The organism is Pantoea sp. BR_17 (genome assembly GCF_041955125.1).
Classification (GTDB): Bacteria; Pseudomonadota; Gammaproteobacteria; order Enterobacterales; family Enterobacteriaceae; genus Pantoea; species Pantoea stewartii.
This window is the reverse complement of the sequence record NZ_JAVAXT010000008.1, coordinates 165,459-187,234: the sequence shown is the minus strand read 5'-3', so window position 1 is coordinate 187,234 and position 21,776 is coordinate 165,459. Positions and strand designations below refer to the sequence as shown.

At 54.0% G+C, this 21,776-nt stretch carries 22 protein-coding genes; 6 read left to right on the top strand and 16 right to left on the bottom strand.

The window, feature by feature from the left end:
• Positions 1-128: 128 nt before the first annotated feature.
• Genes trmB through RAC60_RS14230 form a run of 3 tightly spaced genes read left to right on the top strand, consistent with a single transcriptional unit; the run spans position 129 to position 1,933 of the window.
• On the top strand, positions 129-848 hold the full coding sequence (gene trmB / locus RAC60_RS14240) for a tRNA (guanosine(46)-N7)-methyltransferase TrmB (protein ID WP_033739664.1): 720 nt from the start codon (positions 129-131) through the stop codon (positions 846-848).
• Complete coding sequence (locus RAC60_RS14235) at positions 848-1,174, top strand: YggL family protein (RefSeq protein ID WP_006120863.1); 327 nt, start codon at positions 848-850, stop codon at positions 1,172-1,174. The genes trmB and RAC60_RS14235 overlap by 1 nt, the downstream gene beginning before the upstream one ends.
• Positions 1,175-1,216: 42 nt before the next feature.
• On the top strand, positions 1,217-1,933 hold the full coding sequence (locus tag RAC60_RS14230; RefSeq protein WP_006120862.1) for a DUF2884 domain-containing protein: 717 nt from the start codon (positions 1,217-1,219) through the stop codon (positions 1,931-1,933).
• Positions 1,934-1,989: 56 nt separating this feature from the next.
• Here RAC60_RS14230 and RAC60_RS14225 read toward each other — a convergent pair whose 3' ends face one another.
• From RAC60_RS14225 to RAC60_RS14215, 3 genes are read right to left on the bottom strand one after another with little or no spacing between them, the layout of a single operon-like run.
• Positions 1,990-3,366, bottom strand: a complete 1,377-nt coding sequence (locus RAC60_RS14225; protein ID WP_033739662.1) for a PTS ascorbate transporter subunit IIC — start codon at positions 3,364-3,366, stop codon at positions 1,990-1,992.
• A gap of 44 nt (positions 3,367-3,410) precedes the next feature.
• Positions 3,411-3,680, bottom strand: a complete 270-nt coding sequence (locus tag RAC60_RS14220; protein ID WP_006120860.1) for a PTS sugar transporter subunit IIB — start codon at positions 3,678-3,680, stop codon at positions 3,411-3,413.
• 25 nt (positions 3,681-3,705) lie between these two features.
• Positions 3,706-4,167, bottom strand: a complete 462-nt coding sequence (locus tag RAC60_RS14215) for a PTS sugar transporter subunit IIA (RefSeq protein ID WP_054633250.1) — start codon at positions 4,165-4,167, stop codon at positions 3,706-3,708.
• Positions 4,168-4,623: 456 nt separating this feature from the next.
• Between RAC60_RS14215 and RAC60_RS14210 the strand changes: the two genes are divergently transcribed.
• Positions 4,624-5,358, top strand: coding sequence for a GntR family transcriptional regulator (locus RAC60_RS14210; RefSeq protein WP_039339294.1), 735 nt, complete (start codon positions 4,624-4,626; stop codon positions 5,356-5,358).
• Between the two features lie 52 nt (positions 5,359-5,410).
• Here the strand turns inward: RAC60_RS14210 and hemW are convergent, their stop codons facing one another.
• Genes hemW through RAC60_RS14190 form a run of 4 tightly spaced genes read right to left on the bottom strand, consistent with a single transcriptional unit; the run spans position 5,411 to position 8,432 of the window.
• Positions 5,411-6,550, bottom strand: a complete 1,140-nt coding sequence (gene hemW, locus RAC60_RS14205) for a radical SAM family heme chaperone HemW (protein ID WP_033739660.1) — start codon at positions 6,548-6,550, stop codon at positions 5,411-5,413.
• A complete protein-coding gene (locus tag RAC60_RS14200; protein ID WP_006120856.1) occupies positions 6,543-7,136 on the bottom strand; it encodes an XTP/dITP diphosphatase in 594 nt (197 codons plus the stop codon). Before RAC60_RS14200 ends, hemW begins: the two co-directional genes overlap by 8 nt.
• Before the next feature lie 21 nt (positions 7,137-7,157).
• Positions 7,158-7,712 carry a YggT family protein gene (locus RAC60_RS14195; protein WP_006120855.1) on the bottom strand — a complete coding sequence of 185 codons (555 nt, stop codon included), beginning with the start codon at positions 7,710-7,712 and terminating at the stop codon, positions 7,158-7,160.
• Between the two features lie 12 nt (positions 7,713-7,724).
• The gene (locus tag RAC60_RS14190; protein ID WP_039339277.1) at positions 7,725-8,432 is read right to left on the bottom strand and encodes a YggS family pyridoxal phosphate-dependent enzyme; all 708 of its coding nucleotides are present in this window, start codon (positions 8,430-8,432) and stop codon (positions 7,725-7,727) included.
• 15 nt (positions 8,433-8,447) lie between these two features.
• On the opposite strand from RAC60_RS14190, the gene RAC60_RS14185 reads away from it, so the two are divergent.
• Entirely contained in the window at positions 8,448-9,443 is a 996-nt protein-coding gene (locus RAC60_RS14185) for a type IV pilus twitching motility protein PilT (RefSeq protein ID WP_058702222.1), read from the top strand.
• Here the strand turns inward: RAC60_RS14185 and ruvX are convergent.
• From ruvX to metK, 9 genes are all read right to left on the bottom strand, one after another.
• A complete protein-coding gene (ruvX, locus tag RAC60_RS14180; protein WP_058702221.1) occupies positions 9,440-9,856 on the bottom strand; it encodes a Holliday junction resolvase RuvX in 417 nt (138 codons plus the stop codon). The two genes, RAC60_RS14185 and ruvX, sit on opposite strands and share 4 nt — an antisense overlap.
• Positions 9,856-10,419 carry a YqgE/AlgH family protein gene (locus RAC60_RS14175; protein ID WP_033739653.1) on the bottom strand — a complete coding sequence of 188 codons (564 nt, stop codon included), beginning with the start codon at positions 10,417-10,419 and terminating at the stop codon, positions 9,856-9,858. The genes ruvX and RAC60_RS14175 overlap by 1 nt, the downstream gene beginning before the upstream one ends.
• A 79-nt stretch (positions 10,420-10,498) precedes the next feature.
• Positions 10,499-11,449 carry a glutathione synthase gene (gshB, locus tag RAC60_RS14170; RefSeq protein ID WP_033739652.1) on the bottom strand — a complete coding sequence of 317 codons (951 nt, stop codon included), beginning with the start codon at positions 11,447-11,449 and terminating at the stop codon, positions 10,499-10,501.
• A 112-nt stretch (positions 11,450-11,561) separates the two neighbouring features.
• Positions 11,562-12,293, bottom strand: coding sequence for a 16S rRNA (uracil(1498)-N(3))-methyltransferase (gene rsmE, locus RAC60_RS14165; protein WP_006120849.1), 732 nt, complete (start codon positions 12,291-12,293; stop codon positions 11,562-11,564).
• Positions 12,294-12,367: 74 nt separating this feature from the next.
• Positions 12,368-13,075, bottom strand: a complete 708-nt coding sequence (gene endA, locus RAC60_RS14160) for a deoxyribonuclease I (RefSeq protein WP_058702220.1) — start codon at positions 13,073-13,075, stop codon at positions 12,368-12,370.
• A 75-nt stretch (positions 13,076-13,150) separates the two neighbouring features.
• Entirely contained in the window at positions 13,151-13,663 is a 513-nt protein-coding gene (locus RAC60_RS14155) for a SprT family zinc-dependent metalloprotease (protein WP_110268430.1), read from the bottom strand.
• A gap of 95 nt (positions 13,664-13,758) precedes the next feature.
• On the bottom strand, positions 13,759-15,693 hold the full coding sequence (locus RAC60_RS14150) for a methyl-accepting chemotaxis protein (protein ID WP_058702219.1): 1,935 nt from the start codon (positions 15,691-15,693) through the stop codon (positions 13,759-13,761).
• Between the two features lie 234 nt (positions 15,694-15,927).
• A complete protein-coding gene (locus tag RAC60_RS14145; protein ID WP_006120845.1) occupies positions 15,928-17,319 on the bottom strand; it encodes a sugar porter family MFS transporter in 1,392 nt (463 codons plus the stop codon).
• Positions 17,320-17,763: 444 nt separating this feature from the next.
• The gene (gene metK, locus RAC60_RS14140; protein WP_006120844.1) at positions 17,764-18,915 is read right to left on the bottom strand and encodes a methionine adenosyltransferase; all 1,152 of its coding nucleotides are present in this window, start codon (positions 18,913-18,915) and stop codon (positions 17,764-17,766) included.
• Positions 18,916-19,716: 801 nt separating this feature from the next.
• Between metK and speA the strand changes: the two genes are divergently transcribed.
• Positions 19,717-21,696, top strand: coding sequence for a biosynthetic arginine decarboxylase (speA, locus tag RAC60_RS14135; RefSeq protein ID WP_033739647.1), 1,980 nt, complete (start codon positions 19,717-19,719; stop codon positions 21,694-21,696).
• Positions 21,697-21,776 lie beyond the last annotated feature (80 nt).

Genomic DNA, 21,776 nt, shown 5'->3' with positions numbered 1-21,776 from the left:
TACACTCAGGCAGGAAAACGCATGTCAAAACACGCCGGGTGCGCGCGGAAAGTGGCAAAGGCTTGCTTCTGCTTTTGAACTTTGCATAATGCCCGTTTCCCTGAACAGGCTAACCAGCAGGCTTCAACATGATTAATGACGTCATCACCCCAGAATATGATGAAAATGGACGCCCGTTGCGTCGGATTCGTAGTTTTGTGCGCCGCCAGGGCCGCTTAACCAAAGGCCAGCAGCAGGCGCTGGACAACTACTGGCCGGAAATGGGTGTTGAATATCAGCCAGAGCCCATTGATTTGCCCGCGCTGTTTGGGCGCGATGCGCCTGTCACGCTGGAGATCGGTTTTGGTATGGGCGCGTCGCTGGTCACCATGGCGCAAAATAATCCGCATCAAAACTTCCTGGGCATCGAAGTGCATGCGCCCGGCGTGGGAGCCTGCCTGGCGTCGGCGAAAGAGGCCAATGTCAGCAATCTGCGGGTGATGTGTCATGATGCGGTGGAAGTGCTGGAGAAAATGATCCCGGATAATTCACTGCGCATGGTTCAGCTGTTCTTTCCCGATCCGTGGCATAAAGCCCGTCACAACAAACGCCGTATCGTGCAGGTGCCGTTTGCCGAGCTTGTGATGCGTAAACTGAAACTGGGCGGTGTGTTCCATATGGCGACCGACTGGGAAGCCTATGCCGGGCATATGCTTGAGGTGATGAGCAGCATCGCGGGTTATCGAAACCTGTCTGAAGACAATACGTATGTGCCGCGTCCTGAGACGCGTCCACTGACCAAATTTGAGCAGCGCGGGCAGCGTTTGGGCCATGGCGTTTGGGATTTAATGTTTGAGAGGGTGAAATAATGGCCACACAACGCAGCCGTCGTTTACGTAAAAAATTGCATATTGATGAGTTTCAGGAGCTGGGCTTTTCCGTAGCCTGGCGCTTCCCGGACGGCACCTCTGAAGAGGTTATCGACGAAACGCTGAATCAGTTTATTAACGAAGCGATCGATCCCAATGGCCTGGCTTATGACGGCAGCGGCTATCTGGCCTGGGAAGGGCTAATCTGCCTGCAGCAAACCGGTAAATGTACCGAGGAACATCGCGAGCTGGTACGTAAATGGCTGGAAGATCGCCAGTTACTGGATGTGAAGGTGACCGAACTCTTTGACGTCTGGTGGGACTAAGTTACCAGCGATATCGCTTTCACACCCAGACAGGGAGAACGTATGATTCGTAACGTGCTGGTCGCTGGCCTCTTGCTGGCGGCAACGCAGGCCCAGGCGGCCTGGGAATGCAGCGTTAAACCACAGGATGATGTGGTCATTAGCCCACAAAACGTGCAGGTTGTTGGCGCAAACGGCAATCTTGTGATTTCGCCGCAGGGCGATGTGCAGTTCAACGGGCAAAAAATCACGATGAACGCCGCCAGTCGTCAGCAGGCCATTAATTACCAAAATGCGTTACGTCGCGATCTGCCGTGGATCGATAACGGTGCCACCTCCCGTCTGGAGAAAGGTCGGCTGGCGCTGGATAAGATCATCACTGAGCAGGTAGGGGAATCAAGCCGCTTGCACAGCCGACTGGCCACGCTGAATGCCCAGTTAAAAACCCAGATGAACCGCATTATTGAACATCGCAGTGACGGACTGACGTTCCATCACCAGGCGATCGATCAGGTTCGTGCCGATGGGCAGCAACTGGTGAATCAGGCGATGGGCGGTATCCTGCAGGACAGCATTAATGAGATGGGGACGAAAGCCATGACCAACGGTGGCGGCAGCGGGCTGCAGGGGTTGATGGGTAACCTTGGTGGTCTGCAGAACGCCATTCAGAGCGAATGGAATAATCAGGAAACGGACTTCCAGCAGTTTGGTAAAGACGTCTGTAACCGGGTTATCTCGCTGGAAAAAGACCGTAAAACGCTGGTTAAATCATTTAACTAACCCGTTTTATGTCCTGCCCTGTTAAGAAGGGGCTGAATCATCAGCCCCGTTTTGTCTCAGTCGCTGTTAGCTTCTTTGGTCACGGTCTTGTTACCGGCGACATAGTTATAGATCACCAGCAGCGCAAAGATGCCCGTAATAATCATGGTAATGGTGCCTTTATCGAGGAACCTCGCCATATTACCCAGCAGAATCCCTGTCACGCCAAAGTCCGTATCTGAGAATGTGGTATTCGTCAGACCAATCGCACCCAGCACAGGCAGTAACGCAACCGGCAGGAAGGTAATCAGAATACCGTGTGCAAAGGCGCCAATCATCGCACCCCGCTTGCCGCCCGTCGCATTGCCAAAGACGCCCGCCGTCGCCCCGCAGAAAAAGTGCGGCACCACGCCGGGCAAAATCAGCACCCAGTGCAGCTGCCCAAGGATAAACAACCCGACGAGTCCACCGATAAAGCTGGAAATAAAGCCGACCAGAACGGCATTGGGCGCATAGGGAAACACGATAGGGCAGTCCAGAGCAGGACGCGCGCTGGGCACCAGCTTCTCTGAAAACCCGGTAAAGGCCGGTACAATCTCCGCCAGAATTAAGCGCACGCCCTGCAGGATAATAAAGACCCCGGCAGCAAAGGTAATGGCCTGCACAAACGAATACACCAGATAGTTTTGACCATGGCTGAACTGACTTTCAACATACTCTCTGCCCGCCGAGACGGACAAAATAAAATAGATGATCATCATGGTCAGAGAGATGGAGATGGTACTGTCGCGCAAAAAGCTCAGGTTTTTGGGCATGTTCATCTCTTCGGTGGACTTTGAACCTTTGCCCACTATAGAGCCTATCCAGCCTGACAGGACATAACCCACCGTGCCGGTATGAGCCAGCGCAACCTGATCGTGACCGATAATTTTACGCATATAGGGCTGAGCCAGGGCCGGGAAAAAGGCCATCAGCATGCCCAGCGTCAGCGAACCGGTATAAATCAGCTGCACACCTTCAAAACCGGCAACGGACAGAATAATGGCAATCATACAGGCCATATAGAAGGTGACGTGGCCAGAAAGATAGATATATTTCAGGCGGGTAAAGCGGGCGACGGTAATGTTTGCCACCATGCCGAACGCCATAATCAGCGTGGTAGGCGCGCCGTATTTCGCCAGCGCGATGGATACCATCGCTTCGTTATTAGGAATAATGCCCTGAACGTTGAATGCGTGCTTAAAAATATCGCCGAGCGGCGTCAGCGAGCCCACCAGAACGGTGGCACCGCCTGCCAGCACTAAAAAGCCCAGAATCGTTTTTACCGTTCCCTTTATCACATCCGGCAACGGCTTGCGCTGCGCGATCAGGCCGAACATCGCGACTAACCCGACCAGAATCGAAGGGACTTTCAGCACATCGACAACTACCAGTAAAAGGTTTTGTATAAACATAATAACCTCAGCGGTAAGTGTTCTTATCAAAGGGGATAACGGTGTTATTTGTTGAAGTAGTCGCGAATTTTCTGCTCAACTTCTTTCAGGTCGATGATGTTGTTGATGATAATGACTTTTTCCGGGGGCAGATTAGCGCTGTAGGCAATGTCTTTTGCCATCACGAATACATCTGCGACGTCCGGCGTCACCGAGCCGAGGTCGGCATGTTCGACCTCCGCCGTCATATCAATCGCTTTAAGCACTTTTTTGATGTTCATTTCCATCATGAAGCTGCTTCCCAGGCCTGAACCACACACTGCCATAATTTTCATAACTACCTCTTCTTATTTGAAATTGTTAACTGATAAGGTCGTCTGCCAGCAGAACCGTGCACAGTTCCTGCTGGCTTTGTGCGTGATAAACGCGTTGCATGATGTCCTCGTCTGTCAGCACTTCAGCCAGCTGCGAAATCATCTCGATATGGCTGTTGCTGTCAGGGGCCGAGAACATAAAAAGGATGTCGACAGGATCGTTTTCATCAGCATCAAAGTTGACAGGGGTTGCCAGTTTCACGACGGACAAGCCCAGTTTCTTCGCGCCCTGTTCAGGACGCGCATGTGGCATCGCAATTCGGGGGGCGATCACGAAGTAGGGGCCGGTCTCTTCTTTGAGCCGGACGATGGTGTCAATGTAATCCTGCGAAATAGCGCCTTCACGGCAGAGAGGATTACCGGTGACCTGAATCGCCTCTTTCCAGTCGGAAACGCGCTCAATGTATTGAATTTTTTCAGCATTCAGCCATTGGGTAAGATTTGCCATACGGTGTCCTGGATAAAAAAGTTGGGCCAGCAGGCAGGCTGCTTGTCATTGCAAGATGTACAGTCAGCTTTTTGCCTTTTTCAGGCGGTCAACCTGTTTGTTTTTCCTGATTTTCTTCCACACACGTCAGGGTAGATAAAAAGTCAAAACCAGTTTTTTGATTAGTAATGACTTTTATTGCTAAAGCAGGCGTCAGTTCTGACAATTGCCTGTTGCACAAATTTATTTATACGTATAGACATGTTTAACGTGTCTAGTCATCTTGATGATGCACCTCGACCTGTACAGATACAATATGCAAGAATCAATTCCGGCTGGACAGGCGACACTGGAGTGCAAAATCGTTAGCTGGATCACACTGGTTCCTGTCTCACTCATAGGCAGTGACGGAAATCAGGCATACAGGCGATGCGGCGGCGCACCGCAGGCACGGGCTTACTATTCGGGAACAGCGTGATGTTCGATGGCATAACAGAGAAACAAAAAGAGGTTGTCGACTATATTCTGACCAAGATCATGCAGGACGGACTGCTGCCGGGCGACAAGCTGGATACCGAAATTGCGATAGCAAAGAACATCGGTATCACCCGGGCGACGGTACGGGAAGCAACCCGTATTCTGATTGAGCAGCAGCGTATTTATCGCGTGAAGGGGTCGGGACTGTTTGTCGGTTCTATCGGCAAGAGCAATCACGCCGGCCGGTTCCATGCGCTTTCGCCCTTCGATTATCAGGCTCATAAAAAAGGCCATAAAGCGGTCAGGAAGGTGCTCACTGCCAGCATCATCAAGGTGCCCGGACCGGAGATGGCGCAGGCGTTACGTATCAGAAACAGCGATCAGATATACAAAATTCTTCGACTGATGTGCTTTGACGATATTCCCGTGGCGCTGGAATATATCCACCTGCCTGTCAGCCTGTTCAGCAGCATGGAGTTTGGCCGGCTGGAAATCTCGAAATACTCTTACATTGAACAAATCACCGGCAAAAAGATTCAGCGCCGCGACCAGCAGCTTAATGCGATTAACGTGACCGACAGTGAGCAACTCAGACTGCTGAATTTTAGTGCGAATGAGGCGGCGTTGGAGATTAATGAGACGGTTTATCTGGATGATGGCATGCCCTGCGAGGTGAACATTGCCATCATCAATACCCGGTTGTTGCAACTGAGACAGAATACTGAGCGCGGATAAGGATTCGGCCTCCTTCATACAGCCGCAGTTTGCACGCCGAACCCGAAGCGCGTTACTCGTCGGCCAGGAACAGTTCCAGTAGCGAGTTCAGAAACAGTTTGCCCTTCTCGGTAATTTGCCAGATGTCCGCTGTTTCAGTGATGTAGCCTGCGGCAATAGCCTGATCGAGCTGTGGACGAATCAGCGCTTCATTCAGCCCGGTATAGCGGCTGAAGTCCGCGCGTGGCGCAGGCTCCAGCAACCGGAAACGGTTCATAAAGAACTCGAACGGCTTGTCACTGTCTGCTACCTCGTACTGTTTATCGAGATAGTTGCCCTTCATAAAACCCCGCGGATGGCGCACTTTGACCGTGCGAACAATACGGCCATCGGGTTGGGTCAGCTTGCCATGGGCACCACAGCCAATCCCAAGATAATCGCCAAAACGCCAGTAATTCAGGTTGTGCTCACAGCGGTATCCCGGTTTGGCATAGGCCGATGTTTCATATTGCTCATAACCGGCAGCGGTCAGCAACTGATGTCCCTGCTCAAAGATGTCCCACAACGCATCGTCGTCGGGCAATTTAGGCGGACGTGAGCCAAACAACGTATTCGGTTCGATGGTCAGCTGATACCAGGACAAATGCGGAGGATTAAGCGCGATCGCCTGACGCAAATCGTCCAGCGCTTCCGTCAGTGACTGGTCGGGCAAACCGTGCATCAGATCGAGGTTAAAGCTGCGCAGGTTCAGGCCCTGCGCCAGCGCCGCGGCGCGCTTCGCTTCCTCGGGACCATGGATGCGACCGAGACGTTCCAGCTTCTGCGGGCTAAAGCTTTGTACCCCAATGGAGATACGGTTAATCCCGGCGCGCTGATAGGCGCTGAAACGGTCGGCTTCCACCGTGCCTGGATTCGCCTCCATCGTAATCTCCGCCCCTTCTGCCAGCGTCAGGCGCGCGCGTACGCCATCCATCAGCATCTGCATCGCGCTACTGCTTAACAGGCTTGGCGTTCCGCCACCGATAAATATCGTGCGCACGTCACGTCCGTGAATCAGCGGCAGATCGTTTTCAAGATCGCGCAGCAGGTGCTGCACATACTCAATATGCGGCACCTCATCTTTTAACGCGTGAGAATTAAAATCGCAGTAAGGGCATTTCTGGACGCACCAGGGAATATGGATATATAAACTCAGCGGGGGTAAATCAGGCATTACGCATCGCTTCCAGTAACAGCGTCAATGCTTTACCTCGATGAGAGACTTTTCCTTTCTCTGCTTTTGTCAGTTCGGCGGCGGTTTTACCCAATGCCGGAATGTAAAACACCGGGTCGTAGCCGAAGCCGCCTTCACCGGCTGGGGTGCGGGTGATTTCGCCGTCCCAGGCGCCGTGAAACACCAGCGGCGTCGGATCGGCAGCGTGACGTAAATACACCAGCACGCAGTGGAACTGGGCCTGACGCTGTCCGTCCGGGGTGCTTTCCAGCGCCTGAAGCAGCTTTTCCAGGTTCTGTTGGTCACTGGCGTCGTCACCGGCATAGCGGGCCGAATAAATGCCCGGTGCGCCGCCCAGCGCGTTGACGGCCAGCCCGGAGTCATCTGCGATAGCGGGCAGCCCGGTCACCTGCGCGGCATGGCGCGCTTTCAGGATGGCGTTTTCAATAAAGGTCAGGCCGGTCTCCTCGGCGGATTCAACGCCGAGGTCGGTTTGCGCCACGATATCCAGACCAAAGGCGGAGAGCAGATCCGCCAGTTCACGGACTTTGCCGGGATTACCGGTGGCAAGAACAACTTTTTGCATAACAGTTCCAGTTTGGTTCATTTACAGCAAATACCAGAGACCCGGGAACAGGTCCATGCCGAGGAAATTCAGGGCATACAGCACCAGAATGACGATCATGGCGGAGAAGTCGATGCCGCCCATCGCGGGCAGAATGCGGCGAATCGGCGCCATTAACGGCTCGGTCAGCTGAATCAGCACATAGTCCATCGGACCGCGGCCCTGGCTGATCCAGCTCATCAGGGAACGGATAATAATGACCCAGAACACCAGATAACCGGCGGATTTCAGTAGCGACAGCAGGCCGACCAACAAGTTAGCGGGATCGACAGAGAACACGCCGACCTGAATCAGCAGCAGAAGCGGATATTTCAGCGTAGTGAGCACAAACGCCAGCAGCAGAGAAGCCGTATCAATCGGACCCAGCGCAGGCAGAATGCGACGCAACGGTTTTACAATCGGCTGAGTGATCTTCACGACAAACTGGGCAAGCGGATTATAAAAATCGCAACGTGACCACTGCATCCAGATGCGCAGCAACAGCACCATGACGTAGAGATCGATTAGCGTTTTTACCAAAAACGTCATTGTTAACATGAAGTTCCTCAATTATTGTTGTGAAGGCTGTGTGTAATCACGTGCGCCAAATATTGCGGTGCCAATGCGCACCAGGGTGCTGCCTGCGGCAATCGCCGCCTCCATATCATCACTCATTCCCATCGACAGCGTATCAACATCACTATAGTGCTGTTTTAACTGGTGAAATGCATCAGCCATTTGCTGGCATACCGCCAGCTGTTTCTGATAATCCTGTTCGGGTGCCGGAATCGCCATCAGCCCGCGCAAACGCAAACGCGGCATCGCGGCAATAGCCTGCGCCAGTTCGTCGACGGCCTCCAGCATGATGCCAGATTTGCTGTTTTCGTCACTGATATTTACCTGAATCAGCACATTGAGCGGTGCCAGATGTTCAGGCCGCTGATCGTTAAGCCGCTGTGCAATCTTCAGACGATCAAGGGTGTGGCACCAGGCAAAGTGTTCTGCCACCAGTCGGCTTTTATTGGACTGCAGCGGGCCAATGAAGTGCCATATCAGATTGGGATGTGAGGTCAGCGCCTGAACCTTTTCAACCCCTTCCTGAACGTAATTTTCCCCGAACGCGAGCTGACCCGCCGCCGCCGCTTCTTCGACTGCGCTCGCAGGTTTCGTTTTGCTCACTGCAAGTAGCGTAATTTCTTCGGGAGCCCGGCCGCAACGCGTTGCAGCAGCGGCGATTCGCTGGCGGACTTGCTGTAGGTTGTGCTGGATTGAAGTCATAGTCGGGAGAACACAATGAATCTGGATGAAATCGTGGCGCTTAGTGTAAAGCATAACGCTGCCGATCTGCACCTTTGTAGCGGACATTTGCCGTACTGGCGGCGTCAGGGCAGGCTGGAGCCGCTGCCCGATCGGTCTGCGCTGTCACCTGACTGGATGGCGCAGTTTACGTCGGTGTGGCTGGACAGCGAACAGCAGCAGCAACTTAAGCGGGAAGGGCAACTGGATTTCGCGTTGACCCTGGCGGCGGGACAGCGCCTGCGCGCCAACCTGTTTATGCAGCGTAACGGGCTGTCTCTGGCGCTACGCACCATCGCCAGCGAATGCCCGACGCTGACCGATCTGCGTGTACCGGAAGGGGTGCAGGCGTTACTGAACAAACGGGACGGACTGATATTAATCACCGGGGCGACGGGGAGCGGTAAGTCGACCACCCTCGCGGCAATGGTGGATGCGATTAACCGGCAGCAGGCCCGCCATATCCTGACCCTGGAGGACCCGATTGAGTTTATCCATCACAGTCAGCAATCTCTGATTCAACAGCGTGAAGTCGGTATGCATTGCCGGAGTTTCAGCCAGGGCCTGAAAGCCGCACTCAGGGAAGATCCTGACGTGATTATGCTGGGGGAACTGCGCGACAGCGATACCATTCGTCAGGCGCTCACGGCCGCAGAAACCGGTCATCTGGTGCTGGCCACGCTGCACACGCGCGGTGCGGTGCAGGCGGTAGACAGGCTGGTGGATGTGTTTCCTGCGGAGGAAAAAAATCTGGTGCGCACCCAACTGGCAAGCAGCCTCAACGCAGTGATCGCGCAGCAACTGGTGCCAGCCTGTGATGAGAAGAGGACCGGGCTGTTTGAAGTGTTGATGGCGACCAGTGCCGTGGTCAATCTGATTCGGGAAGGCAAAATGCATCAGATTCCGGCGCTTCTGCAAACCGGCGCTCGGGCCGGGATGCAGACATTCGAACAGAGCCGCGCAGCCCGTCAGGCTGAAGGGGTCATTCGCTAGTGAGTGTCGAACCAGTCCTGCAGGATAATGGCCGCTGACTGTGAATCGACCGACCCTTTGTTCAGCGCACGGTAACCGCCACGCTCAAACAGGCCCGCACGGGCTTCAACGGTACTGAGGCGTTCGTCCTGCAGCTCCACGCGAATGCCGAAACGCCCGTGTAAGCGGTTGGCAAACTTGCGCGCACGCGTGGTCAGTGGCTGTTCGCTGCCGTCCATATTAAGCGGCAATCCCACCACCACAAAATCAGGCTGCCACTCTTTCAGCAACTTTTCGATTTGCAGCCAGTCAGGCGTACCGTCCTGTGCTTTGAGGGCACTTAAGGGACGAGCGCTGCCCGTCAGCTGCTGCCCGACGGCAACGCCAATGCTTTTGGTGCCGAAGTCGAAGCCTAACAAGGTTTGGTGTGTCATCAGGCGTGACCTGCATCGCTGGCCATATTGTGAATATCCACCCCGATGCTTCGCGCCGCTTCGCGCCAGCGCTCAGCGATGGGCGTCTGAAACAGAATATTGCTGTTTGCGGGTGTGGTCAGCCAGGCGTTTTCCATCAGCTCATTTTCAAGCTGATCTTTTTCCCAGGCACAATAGCCCAGCGCCACCAGAACATGGTCGGGCTGATCGGCGGTACCTATGGCTTCCAGGACATCGCGTGATGTCGTGATCACCGTGTTGTCTGAGACACGAATGCTGGAGGTAAACGTGCGCTGGGCAGAGTGCAGGATAAATCCGCGATCTTCTGCCAGCGGGCCGCCGCTGAATACCGGCTTATCCAGGTTGATTGCCGGATCGCGGTTTTCCTCGGCAATCTTGAGCTTTTTCAAAATGCCTTCAACCGTCAGGTTTTCCATAGGCTTGTTAATAATCAGCCCCATTGCCCCTTCTTCGTTGTGCTCGCAAATGTAGACCACAGAACGTTTGAAAAAGGGATCCTGCAACGCTGGCATGGCAATCAAAAAGTGATGCTGTAAATTCATTCTCACATGCTTTACCAAAGATAACCGGTGCGTAAAGTCAGCACCGGTGTTGGGTTGATCACGGAGCATGGTCCCAGCGTTATGCTGAGCCCAGACGCTTCTCAATGGCATCCATCAGCATACCGGTGATGGACACAGGGAAAGCGGCCTCGATTTCACGAATGCATGTTGGGCTGGTCACGTTAACTTCTGTCAGTCTATCACCAATAATATCGAGTCCGACAAAAATCAAGCCTTTGGCTTTAAGCGTGGGTCCGACTTTGCGGGCGATCGCCCAGTCACTTTCGCTCAGCGGGCGCGCTTCACCGCGTCCACCGGCGGCCAGGTTACCACGGGTTTCACCGCCTTGGGGGATACGCGCCAGGCAATAGGGAACGGGTTCGCCATCGACGACCAGTACGCGTTTGTCGCCCTCTTTGATCGCTGGCAGATAATTTTGCGCCATGCAGTAGCGGCTTTCATGCTCTGTCAGCGTTTCGGCGATTACGCCAAAGTTTGGGTCATCCTGCTTCACGCGAAAGATGGATGCGCCACCCATGCCGTCCAGCGGCTTCATAATCACATCGCCATGCTCCTGCCAGAATGCACGGAGTTGCTGCTTCGAACGGGTCACCAGCGTATCCGGCGTAAATTCGGCAAACCAGGCGGTATAGAGTTTTTCATTGCAGTCGCGCAGGCTTTGCGGCTTGTTAACGATCAGCGTGCCCTGTTCTTCGGCACGTTCCAGAATGTAGGTGCAGTAGATGAATTCGGTATCGAACGGTGGGTCTTTGCGCATCAGGACGACATCAAGATCGGCCAGTTTGATCTGCTGTTCGCTGCCAAACTGGTACCAGCTCGCGGCATTCTGTTCCACGCTGAGCAGGCGCGTGCGGGCAAAGGCCACGCCGCCGCGCAGGGAGAGATCGTTCATCTCCATATAGTGAATTTCGTAGCCCCGGCGCTGGGCTTCCAGCAGCATTGCAAAGCTGGAGTCTTTCTTAATGTTGATGGATGCGATCGGGTCCATCACGATGCCAAGCTTAATCATTATTCTCTCCTGAAGGAGGCGGCACTAACCGTCTCGTTCCGTTCGGGCAAAAGGGGCTGATCTTTCAGGCTGGCGGTGAGGCTGCATGACCTGAACGTGCTAAAAGTATCGCTTAACCCAGGTCGCCAAACCTCACCTGAAGTGCCGTAATGGCCGTCAGCGCGGTGGTTTCGGTGCGTAAAACGCGTGGGCCAAGCAAAATATCCGTAAATCCATGCTGTGCCGTCATGGCAATTTCTTCAGCGGACAGCCCACCTTCCGGGCCAATCAGCAACCTGACGCGCTCGACCGGTTGGGGCAAGGTGTTAATACTGTGGCTGGCGCGCGGATGCAGATTCAGTTTTAACCCACTTTCCGCTTCACTGCACCAGGCTTCCAGCGTCATCGCCGGACGGATTTCCGGTACCCGGTTACGGCCACACTGTTCACAGGCGGCAATCGCAATCTTTTGCCATTGCTGAATTTTTTTCGCCAGACGTTCGGCGTCCAGTTTGACACCACAGCGCTCAGAAAACAGCGGCGTGATGACATTAACGCCCAGTTCGATTGATTTCTGGATGGTAAATTCCATTTTTTCGCCACGCGACATCACCTGACCGAGATGGAGATAAAGGGGCGATTCACGATCGTCTGTCTGACTCGTTGTGATGGATACTTTTACACGTTTTTTATCAACTTGCGTGATTTCTGCTGCGAAAGTCAGATTACTGCCATCAAACAGTTCCAGATGCTGTCCACTGGTCATGCGTAATACGCGACCAACATGGTTAGAGGCATCGTCATCCAGTGTAATCTCACTGCCAACATGCAGCGGCTGTGAGTGAAAAATGCGAGGTATGCGCATAAAGTACCTGAGAGCAAAACGCCGCGCGATCCACGCGGCGAGGCCGTAAAGACAGTTAGTTTAGGGCAGGGATTTTAACGCTTGCAAGCTTCGAGCACATAAGGATTGTGATTCCCCTGTACCCGTGCGATACGTTGGTCTCGCTCGCATTCCCACTGGCTGACCGGATAGAGCTTGTCCCAGGCCGTAAATAGCTGGGTTTGCTGGCGCGACAAGCGCAGATGATATTGATCGCGCATATAGAAGTAGGTGCGCGCGATGGCACCGCGGGCCCGTTCTGGTGGCTCTGCCTGTTTGTTTTTAAAATCAATGTGCATGCTGCACTGACCATATTGCTTCTCTGTCCCGTTCCACTGGCTGTAAGCAAAGTTACCCCGGTCGCCGTTTACTTCACCTATTGCCGGTTGCAGATTGTGCAGATCGGTCTCCATATGGCGATAGTCGGCATCTTTACTGCAGTTTTTGCGTCCACCATTCTGCCAGCACTGACGTTGATGACCGAACTCCCAGGCAGGCATCACGTGCTCCCACTCGATGCGCGCGGCACGGTTGGCATTTTTACGCGGTTGATAACCGCAACTGCTCAGATCAGGTTCGCCCTTTTTACCGTGCCAGGTCATTTTGCAGCCGCAATAAAAACTGCCCGGTGCATCGGCGTTAATCTCGGCCGCATAAGCTTTTGCCTGCTGAAAATTATTCTGATGGTAATTATTCAGGTTAAGCGCGGTGGCATGAAAGGAGGCCAGCAGCAGCGCGGCGGTCATGATTATTTTGCGAGACATATTCCAGTTATCACCTTGATCCTAAAAAGGGCGGCAGGGTACCAGAATGCGGGGGCAGGCGGAATGAGAATCCGGTCAGGATGGAAGGAAAAGGCCGGCTTTTAATACGTTGCCGCAATGGACACAGCGGTATTCGCTTTCGCCGCGAATCACGCGATTATGACGCCGTACGGTAAGGTGGTGCTGCTGACACTGACAGCGGTAGGCAAAGGTGCGACTACGGACGGACGCGACTTCAAAACGGTGGGTACGCTGGGCCGGAACACCGAGGACGGTTTCCATCATCCACTTCCACTCTTTCCCGTGCGGTGCCACGCGACCAAAGGTCTTCCACACCAGCAAATGGGCCAGTTCGTGAGGGACGACTTCATCAATAAACGCCTGTTGGTTCTCCAGCAGCAGCACAGGATTGAGGCGAATCTCCCATTTTTCCAGCCAGGCGGTACCGGCGGCGGTGCCCCGTTGCTGATAAACCAGCGTGGGCTCAGGGTAGGTGCGTTCAAGCGTGCGATTAGCGCGCTCAAGAGCATCACGCAGGGCGCGCATAACGGCTTGTTGCAGGGCAATCGGAAGACGAGGTGTTTTCATGGCGCTCAGCATAAGCGCCGCAGAGGCGGAACTCAATATGAATACGCGGGGCAAAGATGGCGATGCCCGTCTGTCACGACGGACATCGCCACGGCTTAATGGAACTGCGCGACGGTTTGTGCCAGCTGGCGGGCCTGATCCTCAAGTGAACTGGAGGCCGCCGACATCTGCTGAACCAGTGCCGCATTTTGCTGAGTCGTGCCGTCCATTTCATTAACGGCAAGGGTGACCTGAGCGATACCGCGCGCCTGTTCATCGGATGCGGCAACAATTTCACCGATGATGCGCTGCACGGATGAAACGGCATTTGTCATTTCATGCATGGTTTTGCCCGCATCATTGACCAGCACAACGCCATTCTCGACGCGCAGCGCTGACTCTTCAATCAGGGCGGCGATGTCCTTTACGGCACTGGTGGTGCGCTGCGCCAGGTTACGCACTTCTGAGGCCACCACGGCAAATCCGCGTCCCTGTTCCCCTGCACGTGCCGCTTCAACGGCGGCGTTAAGCGCCAGAATATTGGTCTGGAAAGCAATGCTGTTAATCAGCGTGGTGATATCACCAATTTTCTGCGAGCTTTCATCGATCTTCGCCATGGTCGTCACGACCTGATCCACCAGCGTTTCGCCACGGTTAGCGATACGGGTGGCGTTTTCCGTCAGTCCTGTCGCCTGTTGTGCGTTGTCAGCGTTCATACGAATGGCCGCGCTAATCTGTTCCATGCTGGCCGCAGTTTCCTCCAGGGCGGCAGCCTGCTCCTCAGTTCGGGAGGACAGGTTCAGGTTGGCGCTGGCGATTTCGCCCGCGCCCTGCTGGACAGAGAGGCTGGCATCTTTGATTTGGCCGACCATCGTCCTAAGCTGTGACTGCATGGTACTCAACGCGTAGAACAGACTACGGCTATCGTTGGGCGTAACGCCAATGCTGTTGTTTAACCGCCCCTCAGCCACAGCCAGCGCGATACGCGCAGCCTCTGCCGGTTCACCACCCAGCGGGCGCATCACTTTGCGACTGAACAGCAGCCCCAGTACGGCTCCCACCGACAGGATGCTGATGATCATCAGCCCGATTGCCCCGTACAGCTGGCGGTCAGCGGCCGCCATCACCTGACTGACGGGCGCCACGATCCCGACATACCAGGGTTTATCACTCTTCCCAACGCGCACGGGATACCACGTATACATGGCCTGTTCTTTGAGCACCGGATCGTATTGCTCCGTCACGTTGGTACTGGTGCTGTTTACGTTCCCCGGCCATTTCTTGCCCGCTTCACTTGTATCGGGGGAGGAAATCACGTTACCGCTGTTCGAAATCAGCAGCGCGTAACCGGTGCCTTGCCAGGGTTTGATCTGGTTGATTTTTTTCTGGATAGATGACAGCAGAATATCCGAGCTGACGACCAGTTTCAGCTTATCGTTCACCATGACAGGCGTGGCGACTGAGGTTAACCACTCGGGTTTCGCGCCATCATAGGCGAAGCTGTAGGGTTCAATCAGCGTGTCTTTTCGCGTTTCTTTCGGCAGCAGATAGTAATTGCCCGCACCGGGTTGTAAAAAATCCAGCGCCGGATTCATTTTAAAATGCCCGTCTTTATCCCGATCAATATACCAGGCATAGCGCCCCTCGGGTGGCATTCCCTGCTGGCCGGCGAAGGCACTGTCACGACCGTCGAAGGCGTTGGGTTCGAACACCACGGTCATCGATACAAAGTCAGGATTTTTCTGCAGGGCATATTCCATGAGCTTATGGGCAACGTTGCGATCGGTCACGCCGGCCGCAGGCAGCGCGGCAAGGCTTTGCCCCAGGTTTTGTGCCGCGTCCAGGGCATGCGTCAGTTCCTGTTGAATTTGTCCGGCATGGCTGGCAGCAATTTGTTGCAGGTAGTCAGCGGCCAGAGATTTTTGCGCTTTTGAAGACTGCCAGCTGAGCAATCCGATGGTCGCTGCAAAGCCCACGACAATCGTCATTCCCCCTGCCAGCAGCATCTGAGCCCGGGTGCTCATTGTCTTTTTTACGCTGGGGTTGTTCATTGGATTTCCTGATGAAAATAAAGTCTGAAAACGGATTTTTATAAGGGAAACGTCAGGTCATTTATCGGCGTATATTTTTTCGACTTTAACGAAAGAAAAGCGAAGCGGGGCGGCGCAAGCCAGGCGTGGCAGGGTTTTAGCGTGAATACGCTGAGCTGTTGGCGTGGGTAAAGGGTTAAAAAAAGCCAGTCAGTTTACACTGACTGGCTTTCACGGACGCGGGCGCGAAGGAATTTACTGGCCGATATCGCGCAGTTTTTTACCCGCCATCAGGTTACGTTCAATATGCTCCAGCGACACGTTTTTGGTCTCCGGAATGAGCATAACGGTGAGCACAATAAAGAACACGTTCAGCAGCGCGTAAACCCAGAAGGTCGGTGCATTACCCAGCGTGTTCAGCATGGTCAGGAAGGTTGCGCCAACGATCATATTGGCAATCCAGTTGGTGGTGGTTGAAACCGTGATACCAAAATCACGCCCTTTCAGCGGCTGAATTTCGGAACACAGTACCCAAATCAACGGACCGGCTGACATGGCGAAGCCCACGATAAACATCAGCAGCATACCAATGGCGAAGTACTGCGCGCCTGGTGTATGGATGCCCATGTGCAGCATAGTGCCCAGGATGCCCATACCGGCAGCCATGACCAGGAAGCCCAGAATCAGTGTAGGCTTACGGCCCCAGCGATCCACCAGGCCAATGGCGATGAAGGTGGCCAGTACGTTAACCAGACCGACAATAACCGTTCCCCACATCTGCTGAGTCGTATTCGCAAAACCGGCGATCTCAAAGATTTTCGGCGCGTAATACATGATGACGTTCATCCCGGTGAACTGCTGCATCACCTGAAGCAGAATGCCGAGGAAGACCGCGCGGCGGAAGTTGGCGTTATTGGTAAACAGACCCCAGCCAGACTGCTTCACTTTCAGGCTTTCGCGGATCTCATCCAGTTCGCGTTTTGCCTGTTCACTGGTGTCACGCAGACGATCCAGAACACGCTGTGCGTCGCGGAAGTTGCCTTTCGCCGCCAGCCAGCGCGGGCTGTTCGGCAGGAAGAACACACCAATCAGCAGCAGAATGGCAGGGATCGTGATCACGCCCAGCATCCAGCGCCAGTTTCCGGTAAAGCTAAATGCGGTATCGGAGAGATACGCACCCAGAATACCGATGGTAATCATCAGCTGGTACAGCGAGATCATGCTGCCGCGGATTTTCTCTGGTGCGATTTCAGAAAGGTAAAGTGGCGCGGTATACGAGGCGACACCCACGGCGAGACCTAACAGGACGCGCGCGCAGATCAACATTTCTGGATTAGGTGCCATCGCTGACCAGAGTGATCCAATGACAAACAGAATCGCACCGGCCATCAGGCTTTTTTTACGGCCCAGACGTGATGACATCCAGCCGCTGCCGATAGCACCAATGGCTGCACCAAACATCATGGAGCTGACAATCCACTCCTGTTGGTGGGCAGTAACATTAAAGTCCTTAGCGATAAAGGGCAGGGCACCTGCGATAACGCCGATATCCAGCCCAAAGAGCAGGCCTGCGAGCGCTGCCAGAAAGCAGACAAATAAGGTCATTGCCTTATTTGAGGTTCTGCTTTTATGTGAGTTGCCAGGCATGGTTGCCTCCAAATTATCCATCATTGTTGTTATCGATGTTAAAAAACCTTATCTGGGTTAAAAGTGAGCCCGATCACATTGATGTAATCGCTTACACATGCTGAAACCCTGAAATCCAGCATTTACAACCCAGAAAGGTCAAGTAACCAGTGAGGTATAGTACCCTCGAAGTTTCTGACAATGTCCTGATTAACGCCTATCAGATGACGCTGAAAATAACGCATTTTTAAAAGAATAACTACGGCGATAAATTCCTAAATAGCCGATATTTAAAGCGTTTCAAATTGTAATCGTTAACACAAGGGCAGGGTACAAACTGAAAGAAAGTGTAGTTGAGTTAAAAAAATGTGCCGCAGGAAAAAAGCGGAGGACGAATGCGGGATAAAGCCCATAAAAAAGCCCCGCCATCGGGCAGGGCTTTCAGGTGCACTTACTCAACGATGCTTACAGGCCAGCGGCCTCGCGCAGCTGTGCCGCTTTGTCGGTTTTTTCCCATGGGAAATGTTCGCGGCCAAAGTGACCGTAAGCAGCCGTTTCTTTATAGATTGGGTGCAGCAGATCCAGCATCTGAATCAGACCGTATGGACGCAGGTCAAAGAATTCACGGACCAGCAGCGTCAGCTGTTCAGTAGAGACTTTCTCGGTACCAAAGGTTTCCACCATGATAGATGTCGGCTCTGCCACGCCGATGGCGTAGGAAACCTGAATCTCACACCGATCGGCCAGGCCAGCCGCCACGATATTTTTGGCAACATAGCGCGCAGCGTACGCCGCGGAGCGGTCAACTTTTGAGGGATCTTTACCTGAGAATGCGCCGCCACCGTGACGCGCCATCCCGCCGTAGGTATCGACAATGATTTTACGACCGGTCAGGCCACAGTCACCCATTGGACCGCCGATAACAAAACGGCCGGTTGGGTTGATGTGGTATTTGGTGGACGCGTTCAGCCACTCAGAAGGCAGTACCGGCTTGATGATTTCTTCCATCACCGCTTCCTGCAGATCGTTCTGGCTGATGGCTTCGCTGTGCTGAGTCGAGAGCACGACCGCGTCGATGCCTACAATCTTGCCATTGTCATACTGGAAAGTGACCTGGCTTTTCGCATCCGGGCGCAGCCATGGCAGCGTGCCATTTTTGCGGACTTCAGCCTGACGCTGAACCAGACGATGCGCATAGGTTACCGGGGCGGGCATCAGCACGTCGGTTTCGTTGGTCGCGTAGCCGAACATCAGGCCCTGATCGCCTGCGCCCTGTTCCAGCGGATCGCTGCGGTCAACGCCCTGGTTGATGTCCTGAGATTGTTTACCGATGGCGCTTAACACGGCGCAGGAATTGGCATCAAAGCCCATATCGGAATGAACATAGCCGATTTCACGTACGGTATTACGGGTGATTTCTTCGATATCAACCCAGGCGCTGGTCGTGATTTCGCCGCCGACCAGAACCATACCGGTCTTTACGTACGTTTCGCAGGCCACGCGCGCTTTAGGATCCTGCTCCAGGATCGCATCAAGCACCGCATCGGAAATCTGGTCAGCGATTTTATCAGGATGTCCTTCTGATACGGACTCGGATGTAAAAAGATGTTTAGCCATTATGTTCTTTACCTTACCAATGGTTTGAGTTCGACTGCGTAGCGCAAGTGAGTGTTAGCTGACTTAACGCCCCTTAAGGCAAAGCCGAGAGCAGTCAGGTAGTGTCAGCACGCCAGGCCAACACCGCCTGGATATTAACCTGTTTAGATGGAAAACCATCTGGACGTCTATTTTAGGTTACGAGATGAGCGAATTACCAGCCCTTTTTTCTGATGCACTGCCGGCCTGGTGCTGAGTAGTGAATAATGCTGCGGGCAGGGCCAGCATTAAGCGAATAATCTCTTTGCATTTTTCAGGCGCAAATTGTATAAAACGCCGCTGCGTTTGCAGCAGAAAAAGGATGACGCGCTATCGCGTCGCGCCCGTCAGACCACTGTCTGGCTTTCACCCTGATGGTTTGCCACATGACGGCGTCATGTGCGGAGGTGATACACGTCATGAGCCTTATCTTCTCCTTCACGGCTTCTTTGCGTGCTGGCTTTGCGTCAGCGTTATCCTGTTTCCCGTCTTTATTTCTTTCCTGCCACCCTTTTATTCGCTTCGGTAATTATCCCGACACAAGCGCTGGCTAACCTCTGACACGTCAACGTGGGCAAGTGGCCCGACCGACGTGGTGTGAATTATTCGCGGCCCTTTTTTCCCCTGTCGTGGCGGAGTGTTTTACACTTAGGTCATGCAAGGGGATTATCTGGGCGCGTGACGCTGACAGAGCATGACGTAATATGTGGCAACGAATTTCCCTACATCCGGCTGTTGAGTCGGATTACAGTATTATCTTTCAACGGAAAATTGAGGTTCGTGATGTCTGACGGCATGAAGAATATCAAGGGTTCGTCAGCTGGCGAACAAGGTGCTCTCCGCTCTATGCAGGAGGTGGCGATGAACGATCAGGACGCCAGCCTGATGCTGCGGACCTATAACATTGCCTGGTGGGGCAATAACTATTATGACGTGAATGAACTGGGTCATATTAGTGTCTGTCCCGACCCGGATCGCCCGGACGTGCGCGTTGATCTGGCAAAACTGGTGAAAGAACGTGAGGCGCAAGGGCAGCGTCTGCCGGCGTTGTTCTGTTTTCCGCAGATCCTTCAGCACCGCCTGCGCTCAATCAACGCCGCGTTCAAACGCGCGCGTGAATCCTATGGCTATACCGGTGACTACTTCCTGGTTTATCCCATCAAGGTTAACCAGCACAAACGCGTGATTGAATCGCTGGTGAACTCCGGTGAGCCGTTGGGCCTTGAAGCCGGATCAAAAGCGGAACTGATGGCGGTGCTGGCGCATGCCGGCCACACCCGCTCAGTGATTGTCTGTAACGGTTATAAAGATCGTGAATACATTCGTCTGGCGCTGATCGGCGAAAAAATGGGGCACAAGGTTTATCTGGTTCTGGAGAAGATGACCGAAGTGCGCCTGGTGCTGGAAGAAGCGGAACGCCTGAATGTGGTGCCGCGCCTCGGCATTCGTGCGCGTCTGGCGTCGCAAGGTTCCGGTAAATGGCAGTCGAGCGGTGGCGAGAAATCCAAATTTGGCCTGTCTGCCACGCAGGTGCTGAAGCTGGTTGAAATCATGCGCGAAGCCGGACGCATTGACAGCCTGCAACTGCTGCACTTCCACCTTGGCTCTCAGATGGCGAATATTCGCGATATCGCCACCGGCGTGCGCGAGTCGGCACGTTTTTACGTGGAGCTGGCGAAGCTGGGCGTCAACATTAAGTGCTTCGACGTCGGCGGCGGCCTGGGCGTGGATTATGAAGGGACGCGTTCACAGTCTGACTGCTCGGTAAACTACGGGCTGAATGAATACGCTAATAATGTTATCTGGGCCATCGGTGCCGCCTGCGACGAACACGGACTTGAACATCCTACCGTCATCACCGAGTCCGGTCGCGCCGTAACGGCGCACCATACGGTGCTGGTCTCTAACATCATTGGTGTTGAGCGGAACGAATTCAGCAAACCTGAAGCGCCCGATATCGATGATGCGCCACGTCCTATCCTGAGCATGTGGGAAACCTGGCAGGAGATGCACGAGCCGAATACGCGCCGCTCTCTGCGTGAATGGCTGCACGACAGCCAGATGGACCTGTTTGATATTCACACCGGCTATTCGTCAGGCATTTACAGCCTTAAGCAGCGCGCCTGGGCTGAACAGCTGTACCTGAGCATTTGCCATTATATTCAGCAGCATCTGGATCCCAGCAACCGCGCACATCGCCCGATTATTGATGAGCTGCAGGAGCGCATGGCGGATAAGATCTATGTGAACTTCTCGCTGTTCCAGTCGATGCCGGACGCGTGGGGCATCGATCAGCTGTTCCCGGTGCTGCCACTGGAAGGCCTGAATAAAAAGCCCGAACGTCGGGCCGTGCTGCTGGATATTACCTGTGACTCCGATGGCACCATCGATCATTACGTGGATGGCGACGGCATCGCGACGACCATGCCGATGCCGGAATATGATGTGGAGAACCCACCGATGCTGGGCTTCTTTATGGTCGGCGCGTACCAGGAAATTCTGGGCAACATGCACAACCTGTTTGGTGATACCGAAGCGGTGGATGTCTTCGCATTCCAGGATGGCGAAGTGGAAGTACAGCTTTCCGATGAAGGCGATACCGTGGCCGACATGTTGCAGTATGTGCAGCTGGACCCCAATGAGCTGATGACGCTGTTCCGTAAACAGATTCAGACTTCTGAACTGGACGAAGACCTGCGTGAGCAGTTCCTGCAGGAGTTTGAAAGCGGTCTGTATGGCTACACGTATTTAGAAGACGAATAACGCCCTGCGAAGCGCTTGCAGCCGGGCGGGACATTGTTGATAATCGGCGGCAACACATCCCTTCCTCGTCGGGCCTAACG